Annotated in this window: 10 protein-coding genes; 9 read left to right on the plus strand and 1 reads right to left on the minus strand. The window is 41.6% G+C overall.

Annotated features, from left to right (window positions below; all coding sequences use genetic code 11):
- Positions 1–332: 332 nt before the first annotated feature.
- Positions 333–1307 carry a 23S rRNA (adenine(1618)-N(6))-methyltransferase RlmF gene (rlmF, locus tag EXE29_RS16805; protein ID WP_120365089.1) on the plus strand — a complete coding sequence of 325 codons (975 nt, stop codon included), beginning with the start codon at positions 333–335 and terminating at the stop codon, positions 1305–1307.
- A gap of 372 nt (positions 1308–1679) precedes the next feature.
- Complete coding sequence (gene ftn, locus EXE29_RS16810) at positions 1680–2144, plus strand: heteropolymeric bacterioferritin subunit Ftn (protein ID WP_106986509.1); 465 nt, start codon at positions 1680–1682, stop codon at positions 2142–2144.
- Between the two features lie 123 nt (positions 2145–2267).
- On the opposite strand, the gene EXE29_RS16815 is transcribed toward ftn, so the two are convergent.
- Entirely contained in the window at positions 2268–2831 is a 564-nt protein-coding gene (locus EXE29_RS16815) for a peroxiredoxin (RefSeq protein ID WP_120365088.1), read from the minus strand.
- A 131-nt stretch (positions 2832–2962) separates the two neighbouring features.
- Between EXE29_RS16815 and EXE29_RS16820 the strand changes: the two genes are divergently transcribed.
- From EXE29_RS16820 to EXE29_RS16850, 7 genes are all read left to right on the plus strand, one after another.
- Entirely contained in the window at positions 2963–3295 is a 333-nt protein-coding gene (locus EXE29_RS16820; RefSeq protein WP_171406284.1) for a DUF6176 family protein, read from the plus strand.
- 41 nt (positions 3296–3336) lie between these two features.
- Entirely contained in the window at positions 3337–4056 is a 720-nt protein-coding gene (locus tag EXE29_RS16825) for an alpha/beta hydrolase family protein (RefSeq protein ID WP_120365086.1), read from the plus strand.
- A gap of 96 nt (positions 4057–4152) precedes the next feature.
- Positions 4153–5457: an adenosylmethionine--8-amino-7-oxononanoate transaminase gene (gene bioA, locus EXE29_RS16830; protein ID WP_120365085.1), complete on the plus strand. Its 1305-nt coding sequence runs from the start codon at positions 4153–4155 to the stop codon at positions 5455–5457.
- The gene (locus tag EXE29_RS16835) at positions 5454–6617 is read left to right on the plus strand and encodes an 8-amino-7-oxononanoate synthase (RefSeq protein ID WP_120365084.1); all 1164 of its coding nucleotides are present in this window, start codon (positions 5454–5456) and stop codon (positions 6615–6617) included. The genes bioA and EXE29_RS16835 overlap by 4 nt, the downstream gene beginning before the upstream one ends.
- A 4-nt stretch (positions 6618–6621) precedes the next feature.
- Complete coding sequence (gene bioC / locus EXE29_RS16840) at positions 6622–7410, plus strand: malonyl-ACP O-methyltransferase BioC (RefSeq protein ID WP_120365083.1); 789 nt, start codon at positions 6622–6624, stop codon at positions 7408–7410.
- Positions 7407–8057: a dethiobiotin synthase gene (gene bioD / locus EXE29_RS16845; RefSeq protein ID WP_117008094.1), complete on the plus strand. Its 651-nt coding sequence runs from the start codon at positions 7407–7409 to the stop codon at positions 8055–8057. Before bioC ends, bioD begins: the two co-directional genes overlap by 4 nt.
- A gap of 38 nt (positions 8058–8095) precedes the next feature.
- Positions 8096–8569, plus strand: coding sequence for a nucleoside deaminase (locus EXE29_RS16850; protein WP_120365082.1), 474 nt, complete (start codon positions 8096–8098; stop codon positions 8567–8569).
- The last annotated feature ends 1 nt before the right edge of the window (position 8570 follow it).

Consider the following 8570-nt stretch of genomic DNA (forward strand, 5'->3'; position numbering starts at 1 on the left):
GCAAAATTTTATTTAATATAAATCATTGTCTTATGTTGGTATAAAAAGCCCGATCACCACCGATTGGGCTTTTTTGTTGATTCTTCGTATTCCATGATCACTATTTAATCAATGTTCCACGGTTTTGTTTAATGAAATTTAAAGCTATAGCAAACAAAAATGTCCAGATAAAATAAGAATCGATGTCTAAGTCGTTATTGATTTGCACATAGACAAATAAAAGGTTTGGGGCGTCATTGAGCGTTAAATTCACGTACAATATCGACTAATTTGCAGGTATAGACCCTGCCTTATCAGATAATTCTGTTCTCCCGTTGAATATTGGCATACACATGGCGCAAGCAAAGAAATCTTTTCCGCAGCAAAAATCGGAATTACATGCACGAAATCTGCATCGCAGTCGTTACGATTTTCCTCAGTTAATCAAGAGCTGTCCGGAACTTGCACCTTTTGTCAGCCCAAATAAATTTAACGATTTATCGGTAGATTTTTCTAATCCAAACGCTGTGAAAATGCTCAATAAAGCATTGCTCAAGCATTTTTATGGCATTCAATATTGGGATATTCCTCAAGATTATCTTTGCCCGCCTATTCCGGGCAGAGCCGACTATATTCACTATTTGGCTGACTTGTTGAGTGCCAACAACAAGGGGCAGATTCCAACAGGACACGCCGTTCAAGTCTTAGATATTGGCGTTGGCGCGAACTGTATTTATCCGATCATTGGTCATCGCAGCTATGGCTGGAAATTTGTCGGCTCAGACATACATGCTGCATCGGTTAAAAGTGCTCAATTTATTGTGGAGGCAAATCCGAATCTGCGTAAAGGCATTCAGATTCGATTGCAGAAAAAAGCGAGCAATATTTTCAATGGTGTGATTAAACCTTCAGATCGATTTGATTTGACCATGTGTAATCCGCCATTTCATGCCTCACAAGATGAAGCCAACGCGACCGCAACGCAAAAATTAAGAAAACTGGGCAAGCCAGTTGATCGGACTAAGGTGGTGCTAAACTTTGGCGGTCAAAAAAATGAACTCTGGTGTGATGGCGGCGAAGAACGATTTGTCTGCCAAATGGTGCAAGAGAGCATTCAGTTTGCTGAGCAATGCCTTTGGTTTAGTACGCTGGTTTCCAAGAAAACAACATTGCCAGTGCTCTTAAAAGCTTTAGCGAAGAGTGGCGCAGTGGATGTGAAAACCATAAAAATGACGCAAGGACAAAAAGAAAGCCGTTTTGTCGCTTGGACTTTTTTAGATTCAAAACAGCAGCAAGCGTGGAAGAATGCACGCTGGACTTCAGCTTAAGCCTGTCTGTGCTGGAAATTTTCATCTTGTCTTTGATTGCCATACATTAGGCATCAGTACCGTGTTCTCTGTATATACGCGCAGTAATTCAAGTGTGATGTGTTGAATCAGTCAGCTGATATTTGCGCTAAATAAGAAGCATTGTGAATAGTTACAAAATTAATCGGCACTTATTTTTTGAACAATCAGCTTGTACAGGCTGTTAAAATTTGCACAAGTTCTTATTTTTTATGTGAAAATTAAGCGGAATTGAACTGCAAATGCGTATGCTTATCATTTAAAATATATATAAATCATAAACTTACACATTTTAGATTTTGCAAAGACAGTGAAAGTTGTCCATAATATTTGAAAAGGGTATGGAGTTTTAATATGCGTGGCAATCCAGAAGTCGTAGACTACTTAAATATGTTGATTGGTGGCGAACTGGCAGCTCGTGATCAATACCTGATTCATTCCCGTATGTATGAAGACTGGGGTTTGAGCAAAATTTTTGAACGCATTGATCATGAAATGCAGGAAGAAGCACAGCATGCTGATGCGATCATCCGCCGTGTTTTGTTCCTTGAAGGCACGCCAAACATGAAGCAAGATGATTTAGAGATCGGTACTGATGTCATTTCTTGCTTAAAAGCTGATTTAGCACTTGAATACGCAGTACGTGACAAACTCGCAAAAGGCGTGAAGCTTTGTGAAGAAAAGGGCGATTACATTACCCGTGATATGCTTCGCCAGCAAATGTCTGATACAGAAGAAGATCATACCTATTGGCTGGAAAAACAATTACGTTTAATTGAGTTGATTGGCCTACAAAACTATATCCAATCACAAATGTAAGATTGCTTCATTCCAGCATTCTCCTAGAGGGGACGTTTGGAATAAGATGAAATAAAAAGCCTTTGGATGAAAATCTAAAGGCTTTTTTGTGATCTGCTGTTTTTGCAGGGACGCGACTAATTCTTATTTTTTAGAAAACTTTTGAATATCCGCCAAGACTTGTTTGGCATGGGTTTGGGTATTTACACTGCTGTAGTGATAAACAATCATGCCATTAGGGTCGACCAAAAACGTTTCCCGTTTTGCGATTTTGATAATCCCAAGATTACGGACAATGCCAAATTGATTGGCCAGCTGATGGTTGCTGTCTGCCAAAATAGGAAAGTTAAGTCCGAGTTTTTCAGAAAACTTTTGATGCGATGCGACATCATCAAGACTCACACCTAAGACCACGGCATTATTTTTTAAAAATTGTGAATATAAGGTTTTGAATTTGTTGGCTTCTTGAGTACAGCCAGGCGAATCATCCTTAGGGTAAAAATACAGCACCAGCCATTTGCCCTTGTATTGGCTAAGTTCATGCCATTTGCCGTTTTGATCTTGAAGTTTAAACGCTGGCGCGGGTTTTCCCACCCATTGCTTCTGTTCTGCTGTGCCCAAGAGTGGATTTTCAGCATGCGTACTTATATTTACTACGGTCGTGCATACGGCGACTAAGCTCAGAAAAACGGGCTGGAAAATATGCATATACAGCGTCCCTAATATGGATGTATTTTGATCTTAACAAATTTTAGATGAACTGCGTTGCGATCATTTGCAATCGCATAAGAGTTGCATACACTGAGTACGAATTATTTAAAAATAAAAGTCATTGTATGATGGATGTGGGCGCCGTACTTATCGAATTAAAGCCAGATGCCATGGCGAACGTAGATGCATGGAAAACAGAATTAACAGCACGTAAAGCGGAGGTAATTGAAACACTTCAGGCTGAAGGCGTTTTTGTTGAATCATGGTTTCACGTAGCCTTAGAGGGTAAAGATTATTTGATTGCTTATATGCGTGCAGAAGATATTGCTAAGGCACAGCAAATTGGGCGAGAAAGCAGTTTTCCCATTGATGTCATGCATAAGCAGTTTAAAACCCACTGGGCGAAAGGCTATAAAGCTACATTGTTGGTCGATTTGGAAAATAATGAATCATCATTTTAAGTTTATACTCGCTTTATTGAATTGATATTTTCGAGTTTGCTTTGAATCAACATATTTTGCTCATCACCGGCTGGGGCGGTGGCACCAAATTGCTACAGCCTTTACAGAAAGCTTTGATACAGCAGGGTCATACGGTAGAGCTAATTAATATTTTTAATCCTTTGGATGAGCAAGTTTTACAGCAATATACCGAAAAAGCCCGTGCATTTGATGTGATTTGCGGTTGGTCTTTGGGCGGACAGCTGGCAACACTTTTGGTGGATCAAATAGCAAAACGCTATGCAGCGCAAAAAGTACTGATCACACTCGGTTCTAATCCTTGTTTTGTAGCAAATGAGGCGTGGTCAACTGCAATGGATCAATCAACTTTCCTTCGCTTTAAACAATCCTTTGCACAGGATGCGATTGCCACTTTAAAAAAATTTGGCTTTATGGTCTGTCAGGGTGTTCCAAATACCAAGCAGGATTTTTTAACCTTACAAAGTTTAATTCAGCCACAGAATTTAGAGACTTTGCGAGATGGGCTAGGGTGCTTAGAATTCTTAAATAATGTCAGTATCTTGAAGAATTATACAGGCTATCAGCTTCATCTATTTGCAAAACAAGATTTTTTAGTTAGTTACAAAGTTGAGCGTAATTTGCGTGATTTCGCTGGGGAATTTTTTCAGACTGAGCTGGTGAGTGGCTCTCATGGCTTTCCATTATTTGAATTTGAAAGCATAAGTTGCAAAATCTGCCAATATTTAGAAAAAATTACATAAACAAACGGATAACTGGTCTATCTCGCAATTTATTTTTGCTTCATGCAGGTTTAACATGCAAAAAAATGCAATGTAGCCTTAGGCATGGAGTAATGGATGACCGAATTAACCGATCTAGAATTTGATCAGCAACACATTTGGCATCCTTATACCTCCATGACACAACCGCTGCCTACTTTTAAAGTGAAGCGAGCCTTTGGTGCCACCATAGAACTTGAAGATGGACGTCAATTGATTGATGGCATGTCTTCTTGGTGGTGTGCGATACATGGCTACAACCATCCTGAATTAAATCAGGCAGTGACCGATCAGCTACAGAATATGTCGCACATTATGTTTGGTGGTTTCACGCATGATCCGGCCATTCAGTTAGGCAGATTGCTCCTTAATATTACCCCACCCAGTTTAGATAAAATCTTTTATGCAGATTCAGGTTCAGTTGCCGTAGAAGTCGCATTAAAAATGGCGGTGCAATATTGGTCGTCGCTCGGTCAAACCCAAAAGACCAACTTTGTGACGCCACGTTCTGGCTATCACGGTGACACATGGAATGCGATGTCGGTCTGCGATCCAGTAACGGGCATGCACCAAATCTTTGGTTCTAGTTTGCCCAATCGTCTATTCGTTCCAGCGCCACAAGTGGGCTTTTATGATGCTTGGGATCAAAGTGACATTGTTGAATTAGAGCAAACTTTAGCAACGCAACATGCACAGATTGCAGGCCTGATTTTAGAGCCGATTGTGCAAGGTGCGGGCGGTATGCGCTTTTATCATCCTGAATATTTGCGCCAAGCGAAATTGCTCTGTGAAAAATATCAAGTGCTGCTGATTTTTGATGAAATTGCCACAGGTTTTGGTCGAACTGGCAAGCTGTTTGCATGGGAGTGGGCAAATGTCGAACCCGACATTATGTGCATAGGCAAAGGCTTAACAGGGGGCTATATGACGCTATCAGCAACACTGACCACAACTGTTGTCGCAGAAACCATAAGTCGGGGTGAGGCTGGTGTCTTTATGCATGGCCCAACATTTATGGCCAATCCCTTGGCTTGTGCTGTAGCGCTTAAAAGTACTGAATTGCTACTGTCACAAGATTGGTCAACTAAGATTCAAACGATTGCTGCGCAGTTAAGCACTTATTTGCAGCCCTTAAGTCAGTGCGCGCATGTACGTGATGTGCGTGTATTGGGTGCAATTGGCGTGGTTGAATTGACCAATAATGTAGACATGAAAAGCTTGCAGCAGGAATTTGTGCAGCGTGGCATTTGGGTGCGCCCATTTGGAAAGTTGGTTTATGTGATGCCACCCTATGTTATTTCTACGCTTGAGCTACAGACCTTATTGCAGCAAGTGGTGGCTGTTGTGGTAGGTATGCCACAGCATGTGGAGCAGAACGCGTGAATACAGATTTACTAGATCACTTTGCACAGCAACTGGATGTACTCAAACAAAACGGAAATTTGCGTCAATTTAGCGCCAATGTGCAGCAAGGTCGCTTTATTCATATTCATGAACGCCAAATGTTGAATTTGGCATCTAATGATTATTTGGGTTTGGTTTCAGATTTACAATTACGCGAACAGTTTTTTGATGAAACGCCTGTTAAGCAACGTGCTATGAGCTCATCTTCTTCACGCTTACTCACTGGAAATTTTCCTGAGTTTGAACAATTGGAAGCCAGTTTAAGTCAGGCTTTTGCAGGACGGGCTGCATTGTTATTTAACAGTGGCTATCACATGAATATTGGTATTTTGCCAGCTTTAGTCGATGCCAAAACTTTAATTTTGGCCGATAAATTGGTACATGCCAGCATGATCGATGGCATGCGCTTATCTAGCGCCAAGTTTTTGCGCTACCGCCATAATGATTTGGCGCATTTGAATGCCTTGCTGCAAAAGCATCATGCTGATGAATCAATTGAGCGAATTATCGTGGTGACAGAGTCGATTTTTAGTATGGATGGCGATGAAACTGATTTAGCCACTTTAGTACAGTTGAAACAGCAGTTCAGTAAAGTCATGTTATATGTTGATGAGGCGCATGCGATAGGTGTGCGCGGTGAGCGCGGGTTGGGCTGTGCAGAGCAATATGACGTAATCGAACAGATTGATCTATTGGTCGGGACTTTTGGCAAGGCCTTGGCCTCGGTAGGCGGTTATTTAATTTGTCATCCCATCATACGTGACTACCTGATTAATACCATGAGACCGTTAATCTTTAGCACAGCACAAGCACCAATTTGCATGGCATGGACAAATTTTATTTTCCAGCACACGCAGTCCTTAAAACAGTCACGTACAGATTTAATGGCGCTCAGCCAGCGTTTACAGCAAGGTGTGCGGGCCAAAGGTTTTGACTGTCCATCTAGTTCGCATATTGTGCCAGTCATTATTGGCGACTCTGCAAAAACAGTGGCAAAAGCTCAAGCTTTACAGAATGCAGGTTTTTATATCATGCCTGTACGCCCGCCTACTGTGCCACAGCAAAGTGCACGGTTAAGGGTTTCGTTAACTGCTCATATTCAAGCGACTGAAATTGATCAGTTGCTACAATGGGTTTAGCTCTATGACGCAATTTGAAGCCAATAAAGCACAAGTGGCCTTACGTTTTGCCCAAGCGGGGCAAAGCTATGCACAACATGCCGTGGTGCAAAAGCAGATTGCACAGCAACTGCTACTGTTGATACATCAGTATGCACCTGAAATATTGAATCAGCCCATTGATCGGGTGTTTGAAATCGGCTGCGGTTCTGGCAATTTAAGCCAGCTACTGATGCAAAATTTAGACATTCAGCATTTTTTTATCAATGATTTATATGCCGAAGTACAGCAGCATTTCCGTGATCATGCCAGTCTACATTGGTGTATTGGGGATATTGAGCGACTGGAATTTCCGCAAGGCTTGGATTTGGTCGCTTCAAGTTCGGCTTTGCAGTGGATACATGATTTAGACGCCATATTGCAACAGGTCAAACACAGCTTAAATGAGCAGGGTTTGTTTTGTTTTTCCAGTTTTGGTAGTCAAAATTTAAAAGAAATTAAAGCCCTTACGGGTCAAGGTCTCAGTTATTTATCCATCGCGGTGCTGCAGGATAAATTGCAGCAAGCAGGTTTTGAGATATTGCATCTTTCAGAGCAGACGACATCTTTATATTTTCAGCATCCTAAGCAGGTGCTTCAGCATCTTAAAGCGACAGGGGTGACTGCAACAGCATCCCAGTTTCGTTGGACCAAACAGTCCTTGGCAGATTTTTATCAAGCCTATCAACAGTTTTCACATTTAGATCAGTCGGGTCAGATTCAATATTCACTGAGTTATCACCCGATTTATTGTATTGCACGGAGAATGCCATGACGGCTTCAGTTTATTTTATCAGTGGCATTGATACGGGCATTGGTAAAACCTACACCACGGGCTACTTGGCAAAGCTATGGAATGCACAAGGACAAAAGACCATTACGCAAAAGCTGGTGCAAACAGGCAATACGGATCTATCTGAAGATATTGAGCAGCACCGTAAAATAATGGGTATGGGTTGGTTTCCTGAAGATGAAACCAAGCTCACCATGCCTGAGATTTTTACTTATCCAGCATCACCGCATTTGGCCACCAAAATTGACGGCCGAGAAATCGATTTTGATAAAATTGCCGATGCGACGCAGCAGTTGGCAGCCAAGTACGATGTTGTGCTATTGGAAGGCGCAGGCGGGTTAATGGTGCCATTGACCACGAAGTTGCTGACAATTGATTATATCGCTGCACAAAAACTGCCCGTGATTTTAGTTACGTCTGGGCGTTTGGGGAGCATTAATCACACCATTTTGAGCTTGGAGGCGGTTAAAAGTCGAGGTTTGGACTTATATGCTTTGGCCTACAACTTGAACGATGAATCGCAAGATGCGCTGATTTCTCAAGATACTGCTGAATATTTGAAAGCATATTTGGCAACCCATTTTCCAAATAGCCAGTGGATTGACATTCCTGTTGTGCAATCAGCATGATGTGATTGTTTTATTCCTCAAAGTGCGCAGAGAGTCTAATGTGTGATGCTGATTTTTTAAACCAAGCAATTCAACTTGCAAAAGAAAATGTTAAACAGGGTGGTCGTCCTTTTGGTGCTGTGATTGTGAAAGATCGCCAAGTTGTGAGTCGTGGTGTAAATCAAATTTTGACAACAGGTGATCCTACCTCTCATGCGGAACTCAACGCTTTACGTCAAGCTGCACAATATTTAAAAACTACGCAGTTAAAAGATTGCGTGGTTTATGCTAGTGGCCAGCCTTGTCCAATGTGCTTGGCGGCGATGCGAATGGCAGGTATTGAGAAAATTTTTTATGCCTATTCAAATGCAGATGCAGAACCTTATGGCTTATCAACAGCACAACTTGCGGAAAAGTTGCGATTAGATCCGCATCAGCAAAAGGGTTTAAGTTTCGTGCAGTTAAAGCCAGCTGGTGATATGGAGTTGTATGCACTTTGGCAACAAAGTCAGTCCAAAGATTTTATCCAGTAAA

Source organism: Acinetobacter sp. WCHAc060006 (assembly GCF_004209135.1).
Lineage (GTDB): Bacteria > Pseudomonadota > Gammaproteobacteria > Pseudomonadales > Moraxellaceae > Acinetobacter > Acinetobacter cumulans.